Here is a 20,588-nt window from a genome sequence, read left to right on the forward strand (position 1 = left end):
AAAATAATAACATAACCGTCGGTCAATTCGCAAGCCCTATTCATGCCTTAATGCTCACTGCGTATTTTGTCTGTAACTTCCAGGTAGAGGACTTGGAGAAATTTTTTAATGTTAACCTTACCCTTCTCTGGTTTCCAGTTATCATCGATTTCTTTCATCTTCAAACGCACATCCTGGAATTCAAAATAAAGAGGAGCATAATGCTCAAATTTGGGATTGCTGTAATCCGTCAAGCCTATACTCGCTATATGGGTTAAGGCTGCCATCACCGTACGGCGAATTCGCTGCTCTACGGCTTTGCCTTCCTTCTCTACATCCGCTTCCTTCACCTTGTGGCGGCGGGCTACGGTTTCATAAAGCTCCTTGAGCGACGGGATGCCGTCCCCCTTATGATGACGCGTGAGATGCTCAATAATGTCAATCACGTCACGGCTGCCACTATCTCCTACGATGCCCATATCCATGAGTATAGGCTGCATGATTTCACGGACGCTGCTTTTTTTACGAATACTCTCAGGACCTGTGTGCAATAAACTCAGCTTGGTTAAAGATTCTTTAATCTCATGAAGAGAGCGGCTGATATTCCACTGCTCGTTTACTTTGGAAAGCACTGCTTCCACTTCAATCTTATTAATCGGCTTTTGAATATAAAATTCAACGCCAGCTTGGTACGCCTTGCCGATCATTTCTTTATTTTCGATTTGCGAAATCATCACATACTTCCCTTGAAAACCTCGCTCCTTCAATCGAACTATCGTCTCAATGCCGTCCTGATCAGGCATTAATAAATCAATGACCACGACATCCGGGGTTGTTTCCAGAAGAACTTTTTCTCCTTCACTGCCGCTGCCTGCCGTACCAACGACTTCGCCAAGTCCACCTTTTTCGATGATCGTTTGCAGCATCAGTCTACTTACCGCATCATCGTCTACAATTCCGAATGACAGCATGATCTCTACGCTCCTTTTTTCAACGTATCGGTCAATAAGGTAATCACAAAAGTTGTCTTAGAACTCGGTTCACCAGAGCGCAAATGAAGGTCTCCGCCTAAAGAATGAACAATATCTCGCACGTGAGAGAGTCCAATCCCAGTTGCGGCAAAGCCTTCTTGATTGAATTTCGTCGTAAATCCAGGTTCAAAAATCATATCTTTATCCTGCTTGGCAATACCAACACCCGTGTCTGACACGATTAGAATCGTTTCAGCACCCTTTTCATAAATAGTTACATGGATCGATCCTTGATCTTCGATCGCTTCTACCGCATTAGATATGAGATTATTGAGTACGGTTAAAAGCGGAATATATTGATCCGAGTAATAGTCCGTTTGAATGTCGCTTGTGAATTGAATCTTTTTTCCGAGCATCCCACTGTATCCATGGTTGGACTTGATGGCGAACTCCACGACTTCGGCCAGCCTCATTTCTGAAGCAAAATCCCTATCGAACAGCTTCAACAAACCAGCGAGAATACGCTGGGAATCTTTCTTTACCTCATGAATTTGCTGGGTGATTTCCAAAATAGTGCGGGAATAGCTTTTTAACCCCGTGCTATTCACTTTTTCGTATAAATTGTGGCTCTTGGCCGTTATTTGCTCAATCGTATCCATCGACTTCTTCAAGTAAAATACTTCGCCATACAAACCGCTATTCGTATTTAGCATCTGTTCCATACGTTTCTGCTGTTCGCTATGCAGGACACGCATCTGATTAATGGATACACTGCTGTAGATACCGACTACAAAGTAACTCCGCACGACAGCAGTCACGGTAATGAATACTAATTGCTCTGAAAACATGTATGGTGAATGAAAAATGAGGCTGCGCGCCAGTAATTCCAGTTCATTTGACATGAGGTCAATCATACATAAGAGTAACCCCAGTACAAGCGGATGGAAATTGTCCCATTTGTTTTTAATCAAACTCATCGCAAGCGCAAACACCATATAATAAAGCGTGGCTGACAAATGTGTTTGCATACTCCAGCTCAAAGATATGGCCCCATGCGCAGTGATGCCATCCTCCAACGTCCGAAATAACAGAACGGTGATCCCAGTTATCATCCCTGTATACACATAAGGCAGATGTCTCATCAAAAGTAAACATAGTAGAAAAGTACTGCTGCCAAGTCCGATTCGAAACACTTCACCACTGAAAGGGGTTATCTTAAACTCTCCGGCTATCGCAGTTACAATTGCGATAAGAATCATTTGTAACCCTTCGTTTTTTAAGCGTCCCAGCCTCTCACCCCCTACAGAAAATCCCATATCTGCTTACTAATGAGGAGTACACAAACGGTAAGAAACAGTGGCCTCACGTACGCTGTGCCTTTCCGGATCGCCATGCGTGAGCCTAGCAAAGATCCGCAAACCATCGCTAATCCCATTGGGATACCTATCCCGTAATGAATGGAACCAAGTGCCATGAAAGTAACTAAGCTAGCTACGTTACTGCCAAAATTTAGCACTTTAGCGTTGCCGGCTGCTTTGACGAAATCGAATCCTAACATGAGAAAAACGAAGATAAGAAATGAACCCGTACCGGGTCCAAAGAAACCGTCATAAAAACCCAAACCAAAAGCAGCACAGCCCATTAACGCGGCAGTCTTAGTTGAGTATTGGTGAAAGGTAGACCGGTCCCCCCAATTTTTCCTGAAAATCGTGTAGATCGCGATCAATATAAGCATCACAACAACCAGCGGCTTTAAGAAGTCAGAAGGAATTTGACGCAGTACCGTCGTTCCGCATACTGCTCCTAACAATGACAAAATGAACAAACCGCGTACCGCTTTCAGGTCGACATTCCCAGATCGCATGAAGGAAATGGTACTCGTTAGGGAAGACATGGTGCCTGCCAATTTATTTGTTCCCAGCGCGACCGCCGGGGGCAGCCCCGTTGCCAGCAGAAGCGGAAGCGCGATCAGCCCCCCTCCCCCAACGACCGAATCTACATAAGCCGCTAGAAAACCACCAACGATGACAAATACCATCATTTCCCAACTCAAGTGTAACATGATGTAAGACTCCTCTTTTATCTCAAATTCTCTACACCATTCTCGATTCCATCCTGCGGGCTGCTAACGATAATGCATAATTCACAGCAAAATACAGAAGAGCCACTAAAAACAGAATTGGCATGGTATAGCTGTAGCTTTGTCCAATTACTATTTTCGCATGATGCATCATTTCAGGCAAGGAAATAACGATGGCAAGAGAAGTATCCTTTAACAAGGAAATAAATTGGCTCACCAGTGGCGGGACCATACGGCGCAGCCCCTGCGGAATGACAATATGCCAAAGCGTTTGCACATAGCCTAGTCCTGAAGAACGAGCCGCTTCAATCTGTCCCTTATCGATGGAATTCAAGCCGCTTCGCACAATCTCTGCAATCATTGCGCCTTCAAATAACGTTAAGGCCACAATCGTTGCATTCATAGCTCCGAGCTTAATCCCGATATCCGGCAAGGCAAACCGTGCAAAAAATATGATTAACAATAACGGTAAATTGCGGATAAGCTCTACCCCAATGCCCAGAATTTGGGAAACTAAAGGCATTTTCGTATACCGAATTGTACCAACAACACATCCCACGATAAAGCTCAATATGATGGAAATTAGTGCGACTTTAAGTGTCATGTAAAAGCCTTCGAATACAAACCTTATATTATCAAATGAGAAAGCTTGAAGAATATCCATTCATTCACCCCCTAAGTTGAACCTTTAGAATGCTTATGATTCGCTATCAAAATCAGTCTTGACGGGCTAATCTACGTTCCAGGCGCAAGGCCGTGTAACTAAGCGGAAGCGTCAATATTAAATAAAGTACAGCGACAAAGATATAAGTATCGAACGTAGCATAGGTCTCACTTGCAATTTGATCGCCGAAATACATGAGATCGAGGCCTGCGAATACGCCAAGCACCGATGAATTTTTAACGAGGTTAATAAATTGGTTACTAAGCGGCGGTATCACAATTTTGATGGCTTGCGGAAGGACAACATGCCACATCGTTTGAATATACGTCAGTCCCGAGGACCTTGCCGCCTCAGACTGACCTTTGGGCACCGACATGATTCCAGCACGGATCGCTTCCGCGATAAAAGATGCCGTGTAAACCGTAAGACCTATGGTTCCGCATGTGAATCCGCTAAGGATAATGCCCATGGACGGCAAACCATAAAAGAACACAAATACAACAAGCAAGAGCGGTATGTTTCGAATGAACTCCACATAGACAGTACCTATCCATCGCAGCGTTTTTACGGTTGAGATACGAAAAATTGCAATAATCGCACCCAGTATGAAGCTGCCAATTAATGCAATGATGCTAGCCAAGATGGTATTTAAGAAGCCCTTCATGTAGATGTCAAAATAGTCGGTAAAAATCGAGAAATCCGGCATGCGCTCCCCCTTCATAGACAGAAGATGGGTAGCGGCAGCCACCCATCTCTTCCTATTTTCCTGTTATTTGGATGGCGTTTTGCCGATCCATTTCTCATATATTTTCGCGTATTCACCGCTTGACTGCAGTTTCTTCAGTCCATCATTTACCGCTGTTTGGAGCGTTGTCTCGCCTTTCTTCATCGCAATCCCATAAGGCTCATCCGTGAACGGTTCGCCGACGACTTCGAAGTTCTTATCCTGCGCCATCATGCCATAAAGGATGGCATTATCTGTGGTCAACGTCTCGCCTTGACCCGCTTTCAATGCGCTGAAAGCATCTTGGTAATTATCAAACTCCAGTATAGTTGCATCAGGCGTTTTTGCTTTAATATTCGTAACCGAAGTCGAGCCTTTTACAGCCAATACTTTCGTTCCTTTTTTAATATCCGCGATACTCTTAATGGGGCTGCCTTTCTTGACGAGCAAAGACTGTCCCGCTTTAAAATAAACGTCAGAGAACTCAACTTGTTTCTTACGCTCTTCAGTAATCGTCATCGTTGCGACAATCATGTCAATTTCTTTGTTGTCGAGCATCGGAATGCGTGTTTTGGACGTTACTTCTTTTAACTCAATTTTCTTCTCATCACCGAGAATTTCTTTCGCCAATGCTTTCGCAATGTCAACGTCAAAGCCCTCAACTTCGCCTCCCGTCGGGTTTTTCAAGCCAAACAGCTTCGTATCGTATTTCACACCAACGACAACTTTACCTCTGCTTTTAATTTCATCCAGAACGGACGCTCCACCGGCTGGCTTGGTGCTTGGAGCGCTGCTTGCTGCTGGAGTGCTGGCCGGAGTGCTCGATGCGCCCCCTTTTGTGCCAGTTGTTGATCCACATCCTGCTAATGCGAATACCGTTACTAACATAACCATGAAATTCCACTTTTTTGACATCATGAATGTATTCATCTCCCTATTATTTAATGGTTAAGTACGCGATTAAGAAATAGTCTCGCTCTTTCTTCTCGTGGGTTTACGAAGAATTCACTTGGAGGAGATTCTTCTACAATCTGACCTTTGTCCATAAATACGACGCGATCAGCCACTTCTCGGGCAAAGCCCATCTCGTGCGTGACCACAACCATGGTCATTCCTTCATGTGCAAGCGCCTTCATTACATCTAAAACCTCGCCAACCATCTCAGGATCCAAGGCTGATGTTGGTTCATCAAACAGCATAATCTTCGGCTTCATCGCCAGTCCTCTGGCAATAGCCACACGCTGCTGCTGACCACCTGATAACTGTGAAGGAAAGCTTTTGGCTTTATCCTGAATACCAACCTTCTCAAGATAGTACATCGCGATCTCTTCAGCTTCTTTCTTAGCCATACCGAGTACCTTCATTGGCGCAAGCGTAATGTTATCGATCACTTTTTTATGAGGATACAAATTAAAATGCTGAAAGACCATACCGATATCTCGACGCAGCTTGTTCATATCCATCTTCTTATCGCTAACCTTGTACTCATTCACGACAAGCTCACCACTTGTGATGGTTTCCAGACGGTTAATACACCTTAACATCGTACTCTTGCCGGAACCGGATGGACCTACGACGACAACGACTTCCCCCTGCTTGACCTGGAGATTGATTCCTTTGAGCACATGAAAATCGCCGTAATGCTTCTCTACTTGTTGAAATGAGATCAATGGAACCCCCCCTTCAATGGATCATTAATCATGTAAACTGTTTGTTATGTAAACTTACACTTTATGTGTTTAAATATTAATGTAAAACTATGGAATCTTATACAATCCGACATTTTCTCAGAAAAAAAAGTTCTTGACCCTTGGCCGAGAACCCTTTTGTAGAGCAATATATGGATCTGATCCCTATGTCACTATTCATCCCACCGGAACAACGGTAAACACAGTCTTTTTTGCTTTTTTCCGCTCCACCATCGTAGGAATACGGCCTACTTTTATGATATCAGTGATACCGCTTTTACTTTTCGATAGGGTCAATGACAAGATCATTCCCCGAATTGTGTTCGTATGTTTGATTAGCTTCGTTGATACAAAGTTACCTAAGGAAGAAGCGGCGACTCGTGTTCGCGCCTGACCGTGGATGTCTTTCACTACTGTCTGGGTTATTGGGTGCAGCACATGAGGATGTGCGCCCAGAACCACATTGACACCTTGTCTGAATAGAAATTGCATCCATTTCTTTTGATCTTTGCTCGGATATGTTTGATACTCTTTTCCAAAATGCAGGCAGACAATGATGAAATCTGTTTGTTTTTTCAAATCGTGAATATCCGCTGCCATCTTCTTTTGGTCAAATTGATTAACGAGCCACCGACTAGGTACTGGTATCGCATTCGTCCCTTTCGTATAGGCTAAAATGCCAATATTCACCCCCTTTACACGCATAATCAGATGACGATTAGCTTCTTTGACCGACCGTGAGGTGCCCGTATGTTTAAGACCATATTTATCAAGGACATTCAATGTTCGCTTTAAACCACTTACACCTCCGTCCACACAATGGTTATTGGCAGTCGTTACTACATGAAACCCCGTTTTTTTCAGCGTTGATGCCAATTCGTCAGGACAATTGAATACCGGATACCCCGTTTTCGGATTTATTCGTTCTCTTGGACAGTTGCACTTGAGACGGATTCTCGCAGCACCCAATTTCCTTTTTCCGGAGAAGGTCGTTTCCAGATTACCAATCGTTAAATCATGAGCCGTTAAATAAGGTTTAACCTTCGCAAAAATTGGATCAAACGTATATCCGTTTGTTTGTTTAGCTGCAGCAATGATTTCGCTTTTCATCAACAAATCTCCGACAGCGGCGATTGTTATTTTGATCACATGCATTCACTCCTTCCATGAGCAATTTATTCTATGAAAGGGTTTATTGTTTGCAAAATGGGCAATGTCCTATAACCTGTTTCAGCTAGCCGAATATGATATGGAAACATTAGTGTGAGGAGACTAATCCATGAGACGAAGTCATGCCGCCGTTCCTATCAAACTGAAAAAACCTGCAAAAGGTATCAAATGGGATCACCATTGTGAATTAATGAAGAATAGCCAAATTAACAGTCACCTTCCCGCGACGATGAAACTAAATAAACAATCTTTCATTGACATGCTATCTCGTTATAAAACCGTTTATTTGAAACCTAATCAAGGAGCTTTTGGTGTCGGGGTCATGCAGGTTCGAAAGATTGAGCATGAAAAACAACCGTTTTTCTATGTCCATGTGGGAACCCAACAAAAAAAATTTCAATCAGCGAAAAAAGTATACGACTTTGTTTTGGCAAAAAGAGCAAGCACAGATTATATCGTCCAACAGGGCATAGACCTGCTCCGATGGAACAAACGCCCGTTTGATCTTCGCTTAATGATTACAAAACAAAAGGATAACACTTGGCGGAATGAAGGGTTTGTCGGCCGCGCCGCCCAACCCAAAAATATTGTGACGAATATCCGCAGTGGCGGAACTGCATTATCCATCGAGGAGCTGTTAGCCCCATATACCACTCCCACCACTCAAAAAAAGGTCATCCTAAAGTTAAACAAATTGGGAACTCGTATATGCAAACACCTCGAAAAAAATTATTCTGGTATTCAGCTTTTTGGGATTGATATTGGCATGGATCAAAACTTAAAACCCTGGGTTATTGAAGTGAACACTAGGCCCGAGAAAATATGTTGGAAATGCATGAGGATGTTATACAAAAAAAACATCTCAAATAAAAGAACGCAGAAAGTGAAACAAAAGTAAGTAAATAAAACTCGTACCTCGCTTACGCCCACCAACGCACACAAGCATTCCACGGCTCCGAAGTTTTGCTGTCTGCCTCATACATGAAATTGGTTGATTAGGAAAATAATAACCAAAATCAAATGAGGTGAATAACGATGTGTCAATCCATATCTATTCTTGCTGACGTCAACGAACTGGTGAAACAATTCCGCATTGATCGGCTGCTGTCGTATAGCTCCAATCGTTATGAGGTGAAGCCGACAGAGTCTGTGTCTGCTGTGATCATGAACAAAAAGGGAGAACGGCTTCTTGATGAGTTCCGGTGGGGTCTGATGCCGTTCTGGGCAAAGGATGCCGTATGCGGGGACCGCGATTCGATATTTACCAATATCGTCTTCGAGCGTATTGTCAAAAAGCAGCGCTGTATCATTCCATGCAGCGGATTCTATGTAAGCTTGACGGAGGGCAAAACAACCCAATGGATCAAGTTCAAAATGCGCAGCGGTACTTTTGGCATTGCAGGGTTGTATGATGTTTGGCGGGCTCCGTCCGGTGAAGAGGAGCTTCGTACGTGTATGATGCTGATGACCGAGGCGAACTCTCTTGTCTCCCCTTACCATAGAAAAATGCCTGCCATCCTCGATCAAGATCAGGCCGAGATGTGGCTGCAGCCAGAAATGAGAGACAGCCGTTTGCTCAGGTCCATTCTCCGGCCTGTCGACGATTTGCTCATGATCGCGAATGTGCTGTCATCTCCGGAAGAGAAGCTGGAAACCGGTTCAGATGTAAGTGTTTTTGTATAAAAAAAACGAGGGCTGCGTTTTAACGCAAGCCCTCTTCTTTATTGGGAACAGGCGGCAGAACGCCACCTTCCCCTATTAAGCGTACTCCTTCAGCGCATACACCGTAAGGTTCCCAACGGCATGTGGCGCAGAGATGACCAATGTCTCCCGGTTCAATACGGCCCGCTACTTGCCCGCAAATCTCCGACCAACTCAGCTCCATCCCCACTTGCAAGCCAAGCTTCACCACAATCTCCTCATCGCGCTCATAAACTGTCCTATTTTCACAATGCGCAACTTGATCTGTCGGATACGCTGCGCAGAGATCGTCAGGTCCAAGAACGACGCGGATCATCGTTTCGGGTTGTTGACGCAGCGTCTCATAGACGTTCGTCATGTTTTCGCAAAACTCTTTCGAGTACCCCATTCCTCTGTAACCTAACAAACAAAGCAAATGATGTCCCCTCAGACCAATTGGTTTGCTCATACGTTTACTTTAGGAACACGATACAATCCGTACCCGTCCATTTTCACGATGGGATCTTTATCTTCGACGAGACCCGTTGATTTCGAATGAAGGGCAACATCAATGAGCCAACGTGTGAAATCCGCAACAGGCATTGTCTCCATCTCTTGAAGACTGTAGAAACCTGCAGCATCCACTTCCACTCCATCGGGTTCTGGCTCACCGCTGACGTAATCCAGTTCAAAAGCAATGTACACATTATGAATACTTCGAGGCAAATCGCGCACTGCGACTAATCGGGTGACTACCGCTTTAACGCCGCTCTCCTCCAGCACTTCGCGCTCAATCGTCTCTTGGATCAGCTCATGCTGCTCAATATATCCGCCCGGGTTTGTCCATCTGCCCTTCCCTGGCTCCTGTGCTCTGCGTACAAGCAATATTTTCTCATCCTTGATCACAAGTGCGCCTACACCGATGCTGTAGTTGCCCCAATGAACAAAGCTGCACGCTGTGCAGGCTCTTCTTATTGTGCCATCCACATCGCGCGTTTCCATAGCGGCTCCGCAGTTCATGCAAAATTTGGCTTCCATCTGTCTCATCTCCATCTTCCTATTATCATCTTTAAGTAAGCTTACCGCTTAAATTGGGAAATAGGCAACTCCAATTCCATACGTTTTTCGTCCATTGTATCGGCAATAGGAGATACTTCCTGCGCTTGTCTTGCGATATCGCTGAATTCGGCAGCCTGAGTCTAGTGCCATGGATGCGTTTCTACTGATTAACCGGACAGATGATGCCAATACCATCGTTTCATTAATCCCTGTTCGAATGAGCACCGGGCTCATCGCTACGATAATCGAGATGATCATGATGGTACCCATCAGCTCTTTCGTCGCAAAAATGAAGCTGTTGAAAACACCGGATACCGAGCCACTTAGCGTTTCCGTTGCCAGCAAGCCGGGCATTCGCGTCATTTCGGGAGTTCATGGACACCTTGTGGTACAATAGAAGAACTATTTTAACGAAGTAAGGGGAATTGTACAGAATGGCTAGGAACCAGCGTTTAGTGACAGACCTAGATTTTCAAGAAGCTGTAGAAAAACAGGCTGCAGTACGTGTTTTCAAAGATGACCATATGGTGGATTCGAATGCAGTCGTATTGCGTTACAGCGAAAAGACCGTTGTCGTGCAAACACGAGTTAGTGACTTGACCTATTACGATCGTGAGACCTGTGAATTTTTTGAGATGAAAAAATAAGGAAGCCGCAACGCTACAATTACCCTACGCGCAAACAAAAAACCTAAGGGCTTCCCCTCAGGTCATTCGGTCTTATTTGCTAACGTTTAATCTAATGTATAGGAAGCAAGATGAACAAAGCGGAATCCCGCTTTCTGCAGAACTGGAACAGCTTTCATGACGCCTTCTGCTGTATCCTTCTCCGGGTGGTTCATATGAGCCAGAACGATGGAACCGCTTCGGGCCTTAATTAAAGCATTGTATACCTGCTCCGTGGTATATGTTGCTCCAGCGTCTCCAAGTACATTATAGCCTGCCAGCTGGAAGCCCAGATCATGGACAATTGCTGCTGCAACGTCATCATAATAGGCTGTACCTGAACGGAAAAACATAGGTCGCCGTCCGGTTAGCTTCTCGATTTGGTCGGCATTGTCGGTAACTTCATGGATAACTTCATTCACGTTCTTGGTCCCGGCGATACCATAAGCCAACCTGCCATTTACGGACAATGGTCGATGCTCCGTCCCATGATTTTCGATCTCAAACAGGGGATTCACAGCCAACCGGGCAAAAGTTTCCGGATTTGCAGCCATCCACCTCGCATTTACAAATAAGGTAGCCGGGATATTTTCCTTGATCAAATAATCGATCAGCTTCTCATCGTACCCGCTGCCTTCCTTCCCCCCACAAGCGTCAAAGGTCAACGCAATAACTTGCTCCTTCGTCACCAAATGTGTCCGTACACCAGGAACATGTTCGCCCCATTTCTTTGGAGTTACAGTGCTGTAAAGATCGATCAACGACTTAGATACCGATAATAAGGACGAGTCCGTTCCCTGCAGCGATGAAGCCGGACTAGACACGGGACTCGGTATTGGCTTTGAGATCGATGTTGGCTCTTGTCTGGGTGTCGGTGCTGTTGTCGGATTGGGTGACGAGCTAGCCACAGAGGGTTTACCGCTCGGTTCATTAGTCTTTAAGGCTGATTGCCCGTTATCTGCCCCACAGCTTGATAGCGCTGCCATTGCGATAAGAAAGAAGAGGAAGCACATTGTGCGCTCCCTCATTTGTGCTTTCTCCAATCCAGACTGCTCTTCTCGAGCAGGTGTCCAAAATCATTCTCCAGGCGTTTCTCTTCCGCCTTACGCACGGCCTCCGCTTCAGCTCTGACAGCTTCCTTACGCGCCTGTTCCTCTGCTTTCATTGCATCGGCTTGAGCTTTGAGCCCCGCTAATACTTCCGGACGAAGGAAATCCTTGAGCGTTGCAGGTTTATCTTGCACGCTGGTATCAGCGATTGTGGACGACCTTTTTTTCTTTGCCATATCGGGTTCACCTCTGTTCAATTTCTCACACAGTATCTCCCCTATATTGTACACCTCTACTCGTGCAAATGATATGGTACCGTGGCTACGACGATGTCTTTATCCGCTTGAAGCTTCGAGCGTATACGGGCAGCAGACTGATTGTGGAGCAGTCGGTGCCACCATTTTTTCGGCATAAATTGAGGCAGAATAACCATAATCGATTGCTTTTCTGAAACATGAGTATCAATTCTTTCAATAAATTCAACCAGCGGCTTCAATATCGTCCGATAACGTGATTTGAACACAACCAAACGAACGCCGGGATCCCATTTATCCCACTTCTCCTGCATCGCTTCTTCATCTTCATCGGAAAACGATACGTAGAAAGCAATCACGTTAGGCGATAACGATTTGGCATAGTTCAAAGACTGCGCCACAACTCGGTGAATGCCAGCTATAGGTACAATGATGACAGGCTCTTTGGTGCTAACCCGTTCTTGTGTGATATCAATGCGGAGCTGCTTCGCTACATCATCATAGTGATGGCTTATTTTCGTAATTAACCAAAGCAGCAGCGGCGTCACAATAATAACAATCCATGCACCTTCACTGAATTTGGTAATACAGAAAATAAGTAAGACGACAAAGGAGACAATTCCCCCTAAACCATTAATGAGGAACTTGCCTAACCAACCGGCAACGCGGTCTCTCAGCCATTTGCGGACCAAGCCGCTTTGGGCAAGCGTAAAGGATAAGAAGACACCAATTGCATAAAGCGGAATGAGAGCATCGGTTCTCCCTTTGAATATAATTAGAAGAATACTGGCTAAGACACCTAATGTGACAATCCCATAATGAAAAGATAACCGGTCTCCTCGGTATGAAAACATACGCGGGAAGTTTTTATCCTGAGCCATAATAGAAGCCAAGATTGGAAAACCGTTGAAGCTCGTATTGGCAGCCAAAACAAGAATTAGCATGGTGCCAATCTGAGTGGCATAGTACATGATTCCGCGGCCAAACGCTTGCTCTGTAACCATCGACAAGACCGATGTGTGACCATGCGGGTCAGGTGCGATACCGTATCCTAAGCTCAGTAAAGTTACACCGCCAAATACAATAGCCAGCAGTGTGCCAAGAGAAGCCAAGGTTTTCTTGGCGTTCTTAACGGAAGGCGTACGGAAATGCGGTACAGCATCCGAAATGGCCTCGATTCCTGTTACAGCTGAACACCCGGAAGAAAAAGCTTTTAGGATGACAAACAACGTCAATGAGTTGGTCATTGAGTTTGGTACGAACTGTATGGCGTGCATATTCGAGGATCCTGTCAGCATATCGAAAATCCCTTTACCGATTAGCAATAAGATACAAAGAATAAAAAAGTACGTTGGAATAGCGAAGACTGTACCCGATTCGGAAGTGCCTCGCAAATTAAGCCAAACCATCAACCAGACAAGGAATAAAGCAATCGGAACAATATAAGGTACGGTCACCGGGAAAGCCGAAGTAATGGCCTGCACTCCTGCCGAGATGGAAACCGCAACGGTTAGCGTATAATCGATGAGCAGCGAAACACCTGTGAGTCTCCCCCAAATCATTCCTAAATTTTCTTTCGCCACCATGTAAGCTCCACCACCCTGAGGGTAGGCCTCAATCACTTGTCGGTAGCTGAGAACAAGCAGCAAAATTAAAGCAATGATCGAAATCGCGATCGGCAATGAGAAAGCAAAAGCGGCAATCCCTACTGTCGCAAGTTCTAGCAAAATCTGCTCCGTACCATAAGCCACAGAAGAAAGGGCATCCGAGGATAGGATGGGCAGTGCTTTCCACACCTGCATTTTCTCTGATTCGAGCTCTGCCGATTTGAGCGGTTTGCCGAACACAATTTTTTTCAATGAGTCGCTTGTCATTCTGTGTAATTCCTCCAAATAAGCTAGTTTCAACTTTTATTTGCCTCTTCAAGACGCAAAAAAACACAAGGATTGACCTTGTGCTTATACACATGTTCTCCTTTCTCACGACGCTTACGAGGTTAGCTGTCGGGTTCGGGCCGCGAGAAATCTGCCCTAAAGGTACCAAACCGTTGTACCATTACTCACCCCATGAAACTTGTGGTTCCCCCGCTTTTCTTAGAAGAAAATTAAGCGAAATTATGTAACTGTAACGTACGTGATGTATACTACTCTCTTATTTACTCATAGTAAAGGATGGAAAAAAACCAAAAAATGAAGTTCAACCTTCACATTCATCCAATAATTCGCTTACAACGAACCGATCCTTTCATTTACTTCTATTTTCTAATGATTTCGTTGATCTAATTGATTTAATAGAAAAAAGCTGCCTTGCGGCAGCCCTTTTTCCTCTTTCAATTCCTTACGTGATGATTTCGCGCCGCAATTTTTTGTTTGAAAATCATTTTTTTCCATATAAGCGGAATACCGCCAATAAGGTATAAATAGCGACCATCGATGGCTTTTTTCAATAAAGCAGCGAATTTCCCTTTCACTTTCTTTACCTTCAGGATACCGATTGCTTCCCCGCGACCTAACGATGCCACAGTTCCTTTGTAATCATAAGCAAATGGTCTCAGCGGTTTCCCACGTAAGGTGCAGATCAAATTCCTCGCCGTATTATAGCCTTGTTGAACCGCTATTTGGGCATTTGCAGGATAAGGCGTTCCTTCCGGGCTCATGACAATGGAGCAATCTCCCGTAATAAACACATCTGGATACTGTAAGGAACGCAGGTAATCATCCACTTTGACGCGGCCTCGCTGAACATCGAAGCCTGCTTGCTGCAGCAAGGAGTTGCCTCGGACGCCCCCCGACCAAATGACAGTGCCTGAACGAATAAATTGGCCATCCCCCAATAGGACGCCATCTGGCGCGCAAGACTTTATCGGTGTTGACAATTTATATTGAACCCCTTTGCGACGCATCACTTCCATGCCGTATTCCACAAGATCATTTGGCAAACCTGGCGGTAGAGCTGTAGGGGAAGCTTCAACATTAATGATTTGAACAAGGTCCGGATCAACATCATAAGTCCTGCTAAGCACCGGAATCTGATCGGCCAATTCACCGACAAACTCAGTGCCCGTAAACCCCGCGCCTCCAACGACGAAAGTCAGATACTCCTTATGCTTGGAATCTAATTTATATTTGGCAAACATATATTCAATGTGCTGGCGGATGAACCGAACACTGTTAATGCTGTGAATTGACATGGCATTTTCCCGTAAACCAGGAATGCCGAACGTTTCCGTCTCACTTCCTAAGCCCACAACCAGGTAATCGTAGGAGAGCACGTCCTCCGTCAGGACGACCTTTTTTTCTTCAGGCAAAATCTCCACCACCGTCGATTTCACAAAGTGAATCTTACGCTCATCGATCAATTCCGAAATGGCCACACGCGCATTCTCATGATGATCCGTACCAGCTGCCGGCATATGCAGATGCGTCGTAATGTAATGATAATCGTGTTTATTAACCAGCGTGACATCCATCTCATCTAACCTGATTTGTTTCTGCAGTCTGATTGCAGTAACAATCCCGCCGTAACCTGCACCCAGTATAACCACTTTCGGTTTACTCATACAAATCCTCTCCTCCGATTGAATCTTCTATTGATCTATTGAATCGTTGGTGAAAATAGCGACCAAACCAATCAGTGATTGTTATGTGAAAAAAATCACATAGTAGGTCAGGGTGTATAGATGGTTTGGCTCTCTCTTAGTATATCGCTTTTATCACCAAAAATCACTAGAAAATTACCTATACCAACAAAAAAAAGCTGCGTGTGCCCCTCACTCACAGCTCTTTGTCCTTGGCCTTCGCTTTGTCCTGCAATCTGCGCATGCGAAAGCAGTTTATCCCCGCTACACCCAGCTCCTCCAGCAAACCAAAATTCGCCCAAGCGCCAACGACTGCCCCGATGCCGGGAACGAGCTGCAGCATTTTACGGAAATCAATCGTATCGCGGTATTCCTGCTGCAGCTGCTGCCAATCCACTTGATCCATATAGGCAGCCGCGGGAGGAAAGGAGTCTGCAATGCTAGGCCAATTTTTGATGGTATGAAGCAGATCCGGCTTCTTGGTTGGACTGGAGAAGGCTAGCTGGAATACATACAGAATGAACAAACGCTCTCTGTAATCCTTGGTCGAGTAACCATAAGCATGAGCAAGCTCGAACAGGAATTTCAATTTAATGCCAATCAGAATCGGGAAGTCCGCAAGTCCTAACAAAATGCCTCCCGCTCCAGTACCCGCTCCTTCGGCGGCGGCAATTTTTTTGTAAAGTGATAACAATTCCTCTGCCTTAACATCGCTATCCGCTAATGAGGCGCCATAGAGCGGTTCATTTTTGGGGATGTAATTTATTCCGAACAGGGTCGTTTGCACGATCCCTTTGACGGTTGCAGTTATTGTCTTATGGACCTTATCAGGAATCATTTTATTGATGCTGGTTTGAACGGACTTAGAGGCTCTCTCCATGATGTTAGGCAACTTTTGCTGCCGGATTTCCCAGCGTTTCACTTGTCTTAACATCTGCTGCTCGTAAATAGTGTACGCTGTTTCCATCTTCGTCACCGCCGTCAATGTTCTTAGTCAAAGTATAATATACGAGGCGGTTGGTCTCAACATGACCTGATATAGCAAGAAAAGCAGCTCTTGATAAGCAGCCGCTTTCCTTTAGGCTCGAAAATAAATAAGTAGTCCAAAACCAAAAACGCCAAGAATAACGAGAATCGTATCCTTGCGCTGCCATCGCAAAGTGTTTTTCTTCAGCATCAGCTGTTTACCGTCGATTTTTTTCATTTCCATCGCTACTGTCATTTGCTCTGCCTTATGAAACATCGCGAGCAGCAGGGGAACAACCAACGCCGGGATATCACGCGAACGAACGGCACCTGGGCGAATGGCCGCTTTTCCTCTAGCCCGTACGATCGCAGAGAACCGCTGCCACTCCCCCAAAATCAGCGGAATAAAGCGGAAAATAAGCGAAACGGCCAAGGAAAACGATTCAACCGGGAGCTTGGCTTTTCTAAAATAGGCCAAGGCCCAGTTGAGTCCCTGTACAAGCTGTCCGTAAGGTGTAGTTACAGCTAGCCAGTAGCCGGCCATGAGGACGAGAAATAACCTTGTCAGCGTGAGTGCCGTACTCCAGCCGCGCTCCAGCGAGAAGTTAAGCGGAAGTTGTCCTTCGGCTGTTGACCAATCCAGCCCTGCCAGCAGGATTGAAATGAACATGAAGATCAGGAATGGCACGGAAATCTTCCAGCTGCCGCGATGTACGGAGCGCGGGAGGCCGAGAAACATGAGGCCAAGGAGCAGGGTGGATACCGCGAGGCCGCTCCACAGCTGCTGCTGCATCATTCCGATGACGAGCAGCAGGTAGAGCAGCCACTTCGCGCGCGGGTCGAGCCGCAGCAACGCGGCCTGCGGCGGCTTTGGGGCCACGCCAGCTTCGCGCGTGGCCTGCGGGCTCGGCGCTGCCGCATGCGGCGCCAGCTCGGGGCTGGCGCTGGCGCGTTCGCGCAGCGCCGCAGCGATCGCCGGCGCGGCAAGCTCCGGCGTGAGCAGGTCCGGCGCGATGGCGATGCCATAGCGCGCCAGCTCTATAGCGGCCTCCACGCAGCTCGGGAGGCCGACACCCGCGCGCGAGAGCAGCTCCGGCGCGCGGCAAAGCGCTTCCGGCGAGCCGTCGAAGACAAGCGCGCCGCGGTCTAGAACGATGACACGGTCCGCGAGCGGAAAGAACGTGTCCAGGTCGTGCGTGGCGATGACGAAGCCGCCACGGTCTCGCTCGCGAATGAGGCGCAGCAATTCGCGGACGGCTGCCGCCTCGAGGCCGGCCGTTGGCTCATCCATGAGGAGCCAATCCGGCGCCGTGGCGAAGGTTGTGGCCAGCGCGAGCCGGCGCTGCTCGCCGCCGCTCAGCGAGAAGGGCGACCGATCCATGGCGAAGACGCCATGTGGATCAAGGTCGGCGCTCGCTTTACGGATGCGGCGCTCACGCTCGTCCGCCCCGAGCCGGTAAGGACGCAGCGAGTACGCAAATTCTTGCCGTACACTGCGCGCGAATAGCTGCTGCTCGGGGAATTGAAAAGTCAAGCCTAGTCGTAGGAGATGGGCTTCGTTTACTTTCCGCTTTTGCCATAAGGGCTGTTCATCCATCGTAATCGATCCTAAGGTTGGTTCTAGAATACCTGCCATAACCTGCAGGAGTGTCGATTTCCCTGAACCCGTATGACCAATCAACAGAGTTACCGAACCATCCGGCAGCTGGAAATGGATGTCCTTCAGCAGTTGGTGGTTAGGATCATCCTGGGCATTTACCCGAATATTCTCCAGGGCTATGGGCATGATCCCGACACCGCCTCCGCCAGCTCTTCCATGTCGATTGGGAGCAGCCGAAGCTGACAACCTTGCTGAAGCAAACCTATGGCTGTCTTGACAACAAAAGGAGGATCAAGCCCTAACTCATTACAAGGTGTCATGACGGATAAATCGCCCCTGTCGCCCCCTTCATCCCCATAAAAAAACACTCTCGGCTCCCCGTCAAATGTAACCCGTCCATCTCCAAATCCGAGGACACGAGTCGCATCCGCCGCCTCTTCCAACCGATGGGTAATCCACACAATCGTCGTCCCTCGCTTATGTGCTTCACGTACGGCTTGGCGCACTTCTTTCCTTGCGGCTGGATCAAGCATCGCGGTAGGCTCATCTAAAACTAGGATCGCCGGATGAACAGCAAGCGCTGCTGCGATATTCACCAACTGCTTTTGCCCACCGGATAACGTATGAAGCGCGCGTTCTACCGGGACCGATAATCCAACAACAGACAAGGTTTCCCGATACCACTCCGCACGCGCTTCTATTGTTAAGTCTTGAGCATTCGGCAAATAGTCTAACTCTTCCTGAACGGTGTCACCCACGAACTGCGCATCCGGTATTTGCAGCACACCTCGGGTTATCCACTGCTCATCTTGTTTATATATGAGCTGTCCGCTAGAGAGCGGGCACAAACCTAGCAATACACTGGCTAGTGTGCTTTTGCCGCTGCCATTGGGTCCTATGACGACAATCCACTCGCCCTCATGAATGTCCATAGAGACATCGGTCCACACTCGTCTTCCTTCCCCCGATTCTGTTCGATAGATCACTGAAGCTCTTTGCAAAGATCCTAAAATCTCTTTTTTTGACATATCTGAAATGTTCCTTTCACTTTCACAAAAGATGTGTTATCATCTGAATTGTCAACCGAAACCAACAAAACAGGTTGACAATACATAAACAATAACAGAAACAGGAGCGATGAACAATATGAAACTCACTCTACGCGGCGTTGTTTTCAGTGCACTATTTGCTGCTATTCTCGTTTTATTCAGCTTTGCTAAGATCTCACTCCCACTCACACCCGTGCCTATTACCTTGCAAACACTAGCCGTTATGCTTGCCGGTGGCTTACTAGGAGCACGCTATGGATTCCTTAGTATGGCCCTCGTTGTTGTTCTAACGGCAATCGGCTTTCCGCTGCTTCATGGGAATGGCGGTTTAGGTATTGTCCTTGGACCTACTGGCGGCTTTATCATGATTTGGCCTTTCTCCGCTATGCTGATCGGTCTCATTTTACCTCGTATTCGGATGAATGGCATCATGGGTTACATCGCCGCTTTTTTCGTGCTCGAAGTATTCGGCTCCCTCATTCTATATCTGGCTGGAGTTCCTTGGTTGATGTACAAAGTACCCACCTATACATTCGCCAAGGCCATGACAGCCGCCTGTTATCCATTCCTACTAGGGGATGCAGTCAAAGCTGTGGTTGCAGCACTGATTATTGCCCCTGTTCGCCAAGTCTTTCCGCCGCAAAGACTTACGGGTTCCTCTTCGCACAGCGTTGTACAAAGTAATAGCAACACAGATGTTAGCTTTTAAGATTCAGCAATTTACCTTTTTATGGACGTGAGCAAAAATGTAATGAAAATGAAATCTGATATTCATCTGCCTTTAATGAACCGTGCCTATAATAAATCTCAACCCCCCTTTAAAATAGTAAGACTTAAGACCCGCAGCCCGTTGCTGTGGGTCTCTTTTTGCATGTTGCTCCGAGAAAACTTGGATTCCCAGCTCTTCCTGCTATAATGTATAGAAACTAAACAAAAAGGACGACATTTTATGATCAATGATCTAGTCATTACTTATAAATTTCGGGAAATTAAAAATGCCCTCTCCTCTTATTTGACGCAAGTACTTCCCCCTTTTCACATTTCTCCGATCATGATGTATGCCTTAGAATTTCTCCGCAAGCATCCGGACTGCATCGCCGTAGACATCGCCAACGAATTCGGCCTGACTCGAGGGGCTATCACACAGCTGCTGGATAAATTAGAAGATCAGGGCCTGGTTGTTCGCAAGCCTCATCCAACTAGCCGCAGAAGCCTTCTGCTTCAGGTGACGGACAAGGGAAATACGCTCATAAACGACATCCTCCAGGCGTATAATAACAAAATTGAACAGCTCTTCACTCCTTATACAGAAGAAGAACTTTCGCAGCTCAAAAAACTTCTGGAGAAATTACCGTTATAACACTTCAATCCCGACCTTCATGCGTTGGGATTTTTAATTCGCTTGACTGTTTT

At 46.4% G+C, this 20,588-nt stretch carries 23 protein-coding genes and 1 riboswitch; of the genes, 5 read left to right on the top strand and 18 right to left on the bottom strand.

Going from position 1 to position 20,588, the window contains the following annotated elements; translation table 11 throughout:
• Positions 1 to 47: 47 nt before the first annotated feature.
• The 8 genes from BLT91_RS08405 to BLT91_RS08440 all read right to left on the bottom strand — a co-directional run bounded on the left by BLT91_RS08405 (position 48) and on the right by BLT91_RS08440 (position 7,255).
• Positions 48 to 950: a response regulator gene (locus BLT91_RS08405; protein WP_175532160.1), complete on the bottom strand. Its 903-nt coding sequence runs from the start codon at positions 948 to 950 to the stop codon at positions 48 to 50.
• Positions 951 to 955: 5 nt separating this feature from the next.
• Positions 956 to 2,209: a sensor histidine kinase gene (locus BLT91_RS08410; RefSeq protein WP_254776832.1), complete on the bottom strand. Its 1,254-nt coding sequence runs from the start codon at positions 2,207 to 2,209 to the stop codon at positions 956 to 958.
• 41 nt (positions 2,210 to 2,250) lie between these two features.
• Positions 2,251 to 3,012 (bottom strand): TSUP family transporter, encoded by a 762-nt coding sequence (locus tag BLT91_RS08415; RefSeq protein ID WP_090819385.1) that lies wholly within the window; start codon positions 3,010 to 3,012, stop codon positions 2,251 to 2,253.
• Positions 3,013 to 3,043: 31 nt separating this feature from the next.
• Positions 3,044 to 3,694 carry an amino acid ABC transporter permease gene (locus tag BLT91_RS08420; RefSeq protein WP_090819388.1) on the bottom strand — a complete coding sequence of 217 codons (651 nt, stop codon included), beginning with the start codon at positions 3,692 to 3,694 and terminating at the stop codon, positions 3,044 to 3,046.
• A gap of 52 nt (positions 3,695 to 3,746) precedes the next feature.
• A complete protein-coding gene (locus BLT91_RS08425; RefSeq protein ID WP_090819391.1) occupies positions 3,747 to 4,400 on the bottom strand; it encodes an amino acid ABC transporter permease in 654 nt (217 codons plus the stop codon).
• 63 nt (positions 4,401 to 4,463) lie between these two features.
• Positions 4,464 to 5,312: a transporter substrate-binding domain-containing protein gene (locus BLT91_RS08430; RefSeq protein ID WP_302847471.1), complete on the bottom strand. Its 849-nt coding sequence runs from the start codon at positions 5,310 to 5,312 to the stop codon at positions 4,464 to 4,466.
• A gap of 47 nt (positions 5,313 to 5,359) precedes the next feature.
• On the bottom strand, positions 5,360 to 6,088 hold the full coding sequence (locus tag BLT91_RS08435) for an amino acid ABC transporter ATP-binding protein (protein WP_090819394.1): 729 nt from the start codon (positions 6,086 to 6,088) through the stop codon (positions 5,360 to 5,362).
• Between the two features lie 195 nt (positions 6,089 to 6,283).
• Positions 6,284 to 7,255 carry a CapA family protein gene (locus BLT91_RS08440; RefSeq protein WP_090819397.1) on the bottom strand — a complete coding sequence of 324 codons (972 nt, stop codon included), beginning with the start codon at positions 7,253 to 7,255 and terminating at the stop codon, positions 6,284 to 6,286.
• 130 nt (positions 7,256 to 7,385) lie between these two features.
• Between BLT91_RS08440 and BLT91_RS08445 the strand changes: the two genes are divergently transcribed.
• Positions 7,386 to 8,174 (top strand): YheC/YheD family protein, encoded by a 789-nt coding sequence (locus BLT91_RS08445; RefSeq protein ID WP_090819400.1) that lies wholly within the window; start codon positions 7,386 to 7,388, stop codon positions 8,172 to 8,174.
• A gap of 137 nt (positions 8,175 to 8,311) precedes the next feature.
• On the top strand, positions 8,312 to 8,959 hold the full coding sequence (locus tag BLT91_RS08450; RefSeq protein ID WP_090819403.1) for an SOS response-associated peptidase: 648 nt from the start codon (positions 8,312 to 8,314) through the stop codon (positions 8,957 to 8,959).
• 19 nt (positions 8,960 to 8,978) lie between these two features.
• Here the strand turns inward: BLT91_RS08450 and BLT91_RS08455 are convergent, their stop codons facing one another.
• Genes BLT91_RS08455 through BLT91_RS08465 form a run of 3 tightly spaced genes read right to left on the bottom strand, consistent with a single transcriptional unit; the run spans position 8,979 to position 10,378 of the window.
• On the bottom strand, positions 8,979 to 9,425 hold the full coding sequence (locus BLT91_RS08455) for a DUF1284 domain-containing protein (RefSeq protein WP_090819406.1): 447 nt from the start codon (positions 9,423 to 9,425) through the stop codon (positions 8,979 to 8,981).
• Positions 9,422 to 9,994, bottom strand: a complete 573-nt coding sequence (locus BLT91_RS08460) for an NUDIX hydrolase (RefSeq protein ID WP_090819409.1) — start codon at positions 9,992 to 9,994, stop codon at positions 9,422 to 9,424. The genes BLT91_RS08455 and BLT91_RS08460 overlap by 4 nt, the downstream gene beginning before the upstream one ends.
• Positions 9,995 to 10,042: 48 nt before the next feature.
• The gene (locus BLT91_RS08465; RefSeq protein WP_090819412.1) at positions 10,043 to 10,378 is read right to left on the bottom strand and encodes a hypothetical protein; all 336 of its coding nucleotides are present in this window, start codon (positions 10,376 to 10,378) and stop codon (positions 10,043 to 10,045) included.
• A gap of 71 nt (positions 10,379 to 10,449) precedes the next feature.
• On the opposite strand from BLT91_RS08465, the gene BLT91_RS08470 reads away from it, so the two are divergent.
• On the top strand, positions 10,450 to 10,662 hold the full coding sequence (locus BLT91_RS08470; protein WP_090819415.1) for a hypothetical protein: 213 nt from the start codon (positions 10,450 to 10,452) through the stop codon (positions 10,660 to 10,662).
• Between the two features lie 86 nt (positions 10,663 to 10,748).
• On the opposite strand, the gene BLT91_RS08475 is transcribed toward BLT91_RS08470, so the two are convergent.
• The 7 genes from BLT91_RS08475 to BLT91_RS08505 all read right to left on the bottom strand — a co-directional run bounded on the left by BLT91_RS08475 (position 10,749) and on the right by BLT91_RS08505 (position 19,154).
• On the bottom strand, positions 10,749 to 11,708 hold the full coding sequence (locus BLT91_RS08475) for a polysaccharide deacetylase family protein (RefSeq protein ID WP_090819417.1): 960 nt from the start codon (positions 11,706 to 11,708) through the stop codon (positions 10,749 to 10,751).
• Entirely contained in the window at positions 11,705 to 11,965 is a 261-nt protein-coding gene (locus BLT91_RS08480; protein ID WP_090819419.1) for a YqkE family protein, read from the bottom strand. Before BLT91_RS08480 ends, BLT91_RS08475 begins: the two co-directional genes overlap by 4 nt.
• A gap of 56 nt (positions 11,966 to 12,021) precedes the next feature.
• Positions 12,022 to 13,857 carry an APC family permease gene (locus BLT91_RS08485; RefSeq protein ID WP_090819421.1) on the bottom strand — a complete coding sequence of 612 codons (1,836 nt, stop codon included), beginning with the start codon at positions 13,855 to 13,857 and terminating at the stop codon, positions 12,022 to 12,024.
• A 95-nt stretch (positions 13,858 to 13,952) separates the two neighbouring features.
• Positions 13,953 to 14,104, bottom strand: a riboswitch (cyclic di-AMP (ydaO/yuaA leader).
• Positions 14,105 to 14,312: 208 nt separating this feature from the next.
• Positions 14,313 to 15,542, bottom strand: a complete 1,230-nt coding sequence (locus BLT91_RS08490) for an NAD(P)/FAD-dependent oxidoreductase (protein ID WP_090819423.1) — start codon at positions 15,540 to 15,542, stop codon at positions 14,313 to 14,315.
• Between the two features lie 214 nt (positions 15,543 to 15,756).
• A complete protein-coding gene (locus BLT91_RS08495; RefSeq protein WP_090819425.1) occupies positions 15,757 to 16,527 on the bottom strand; it encodes an EcsC family protein in 771 nt (256 codons plus the stop codon).
• A gap of 111 nt (positions 16,528 to 16,638) precedes the next feature.
• Complete coding sequence (locus BLT91_RS08500) at positions 16,639 to 18,312, bottom strand: ATP-binding cassette domain-containing protein (RefSeq protein ID WP_090819427.1); 1,674 nt, start codon at positions 18,310 to 18,312, stop codon at positions 16,639 to 16,641.
• Positions 18,303 to 19,154 (bottom strand): ATP-binding cassette domain-containing protein, encoded by an 852-nt coding sequence (locus BLT91_RS08505; protein WP_090819429.1) that lies wholly within the window; start codon positions 19,152 to 19,154, stop codon positions 18,303 to 18,305. The genes BLT91_RS08500 and BLT91_RS08505 overlap by 10 nt, the downstream gene beginning before the upstream one ends.
• Positions 19,155 to 19,272: 118 nt before the next feature.
• On the opposite strand from BLT91_RS08505, the gene BLT91_RS08510 reads away from it, so the two are divergent.
• The gene (locus tag BLT91_RS08510) at positions 19,273 to 19,884 is read left to right on the top strand and encodes a biotin transporter BioY (protein ID WP_090819432.1); all 612 of its coding nucleotides are present in this window, start codon (positions 19,273 to 19,275) and stop codon (positions 19,882 to 19,884) included.
• 240 nt (positions 19,885 to 20,124) lie between these two features.
• Complete coding sequence (locus BLT91_RS08515; RefSeq protein WP_090819433.1) at positions 20,125 to 20,535, top strand: MarR family winged helix-turn-helix transcriptional regulator; 411 nt, start codon at positions 20,125 to 20,127, stop codon at positions 20,533 to 20,535.
• The last annotated feature ends 53 nt before the right edge of the window (positions 20,536 to 20,588 follow it).

It is taken from the genome of Paenibacillus sp. yr247 (assembly GCF_900103825.1).
In the GTDB taxonomy this organism is placed as follows: domain Bacteria; phylum Bacillota; class Bacilli; order Paenibacillales; family NBRC-103111; genus Paenibacillus_E.